Annotated in this window: 4 protein-coding genes and 1 pseudogene; all 5 read right to left on the bottom strand. The window is 32.9% G+C overall.

Annotated elements, in window-relative coordinates; genetic code table 11:
- The coding region (locus tag A966_RS00025) for an HK97-gp10 family putative phage morphogenesis protein (RefSeq protein ID WP_008721106.1) at window positions 1-455 on the bottom strand (455 nt) is incomplete at its 3' end.
- A 1-nt stretch (window position 456) separates the two neighbouring features.
- On the bottom strand, window positions 457-798 hold the full coding sequence (locus A966_RS00020; protein WP_008721103.1) for a phage head completion protein: 342 nt from the start codon (window positions 796-798) through the stop codon (window positions 457-459).
- Window positions 795-1199 (bottom strand): head-tail connector protein, encoded by a 405-nt coding sequence (locus A966_RS00015; RefSeq protein WP_008721101.1) that lies wholly within the window; start codon window positions 1197-1199, stop codon window positions 795-797. Before A966_RS00015 ends, A966_RS00020 begins: the two co-directional genes overlap by 4 nt.
- A gap of 24 nt (window positions 1200-1223) precedes the next feature.
- Window positions 1224-1661 (bottom strand): annotated as a pseudogene (locus A966_RS13495) (phage major capsid protein); the annotation flags it as partial.
- Window positions 1643-1909 carry a hypothetical protein gene (locus A966_RS13490; protein ID WP_051024052.1) on the bottom strand — a complete coding sequence of 89 codons (267 nt, stop codon included), beginning with the start codon at window positions 1907-1909 and terminating at the stop codon, window positions 1643-1645. The gene A966_RS13490 and the pseudogene A966_RS13495, both read right to left, overlap by 19 nt.
- Between the last annotated feature and the right edge of the window lie 247 nt (window positions 1910-2156).

The following is a 2156-nucleotide window of genomic DNA, read 5'->3' as shown; positions in this document are numbered from 1 at the left end:
GCCTTATCTATTGCTTGCTGTAATTTCTGTTTTATATACTCTTCTATAACAGGTTTTTTATTTTCAAAAATTGGAATTAAAAGAGGCTGAGGAGGCTGATAAATAGTACCGTATTCTGGAAACCGAACATAATATCTGTCTCCTTGCTCTTTATACCATTTTATTTTATTTTTTTGAGGAACTCCTCCGCCCCTAACTTCTAATGTACCTACTTTTATTGCTACCGAAGTATCACTTCCTTTTGATGATTTTCTTTCTTTTACATCATAATATTTATCTTCACTCCAGCCTCTGCTTTTCGCCTCTGCATTAGCTTCTTTAGCTATTTCATTTCCTGCTTTTCTAGCTCCTGCTTTTATAGCTTTTTTAAAATCGCCTCCTAGTTCTTCTAAAGTTTTTCTAAACTCATCAAGTCCTTTTATACTTATAGAAGTTTTTCTGCTTACACCTGACATATTATTTACTTTTATTATTTACTAATTTCTTTATTGTAAATATGCATTCTATATTTTTATATGAAACATTTTCTCTATAAATCACTTCATAAATATCATCTTCATTATTTATTTTTGCCATCATTCCTTTGGTATCAAACTCTTTGAAATAATGAGTATGTACTTTCAAAGTTCTTTCTAAATCTTTTCTTTTACCCTGCTGTATATCTTTATATGTTATATCTTCAATAGAGCATTTTACTTTTCTTAATTCTATTAATTCATTACTTCCTGTTCCGTTTCCATTATCTATATACTTTGTTCCATAAAAAGTTATAGTATGAATTAATTGTCCAACTTTCATAAAGTAAACTTTTCCCTCGCAATAGCCAACAATCTGTGAACACCTTTCAAAGCAACTTCTTCACTTTGACTAGCTTCTCCTGTTTTGCTTTCAAAATAATGAGCAGCAAGTCCAAGAATTGCATACCTAACTTCAGGAGGACAATCGGCTCTTTTGTATTCTGTTTCATTAGCTTTATTACAATAGCCGATTGCACTGTCTAAAGTAAGATGCAGTATATCATCATCATAGTCAATGCCTTCTAAGTTTAGAAACTTTTTGAACTCTGACAAAGTGACTACTCTGTCATCATCTTGCGACAGCATACCTTCGGTACCTGCCTCTTGCAAAAGCACGCCTTCGGCGACTACTTTTCCGACATCAATGTCTATACTATTAATATCTTCAGTATCACTGCTCATATATAAAAGCCTTATTAAAAATTATTAAGCTGCATACGCTTGATCATTTGGAAGTAATCTTACAAATGCTGATTTTTGAATAGGAGCACCATCTCCCCAATATCCTACTTGGAAACCTACCTGATTTGTTTTGCTGTATAACTCATGCAAAACTTGAAGTTCCATAGACAAGCTGTCCATAATCCAATAATATTTTAAGTTTGCTAAGAACCCAAAATATTTTGTAGCTTCCAGCTTATCTTCTATAAAGTCATTCTGTATAACAGGTATTCCAAGTAAAACACTAGGCTGTCCTGCTATTAAACTTTCTTGCCATAATGGTCGATCCTGCTTATCTTTTAATTTTCTTAAAGCAGCAACTGCTTTTTTATTAAGCATCCACACTGCACCATTTTTGTATCCGCCTTTTAAACCTTTTACAGCATCTACTAATCCATCATAAGTTATAGCAGCACTTGCAGTTCATACTTTAAAGTATCTATATCATTATCTAGTTTTGATATATCTTCTTTTACCGAAGGTACACCTTGCGTGTTATTTTCTCTCTCTTCTGCCGAAGGCACACCTTGCGTGATACTCATAGCAGAATATGCTTGTATTTCACCATAGGTGGACTGTCGTCTTGCCATAAGTTCATCAATAGATTGTAAATCTAAAGCATTTTCATTTTTTAGTTTTTCTATTAAAGCTCTCAATTCTTCTGGTGACATAATTTACTCCTTATTATTGTTATCACTCCACCGAATAGGTGCCTTTCGGCAGCTGCTCTAAATTAGATTGTTTATTGCTTTGTGAGCTTCGCAATAAACAATCTGCAGTTGTCGTTCTTATTATTTATTTTTTATTTTTAGATATTTTATTTTTTGTTCATATTCTTTATTTCCATAATCAAAATCATCATTTACTATAGACATAGGTTTAACAGGCGGTTTTGCCAACGCTCTGCGTGCTTTCGGC

Origin of the sequence: Brachyspira hampsonii 30446 (assembly GCF_000316195.1) — a bacterium.
Lineage (GTDB): Bacteria > Spirochaetota > Brachyspiria > Brachyspirales > Brachyspiraceae > Brachyspira > Brachyspira hampsonii_C.
Note: the sequence above shows the minus strand (reverse complement) of the source record. Positions and strands in the feature narration are given on the sequence as shown.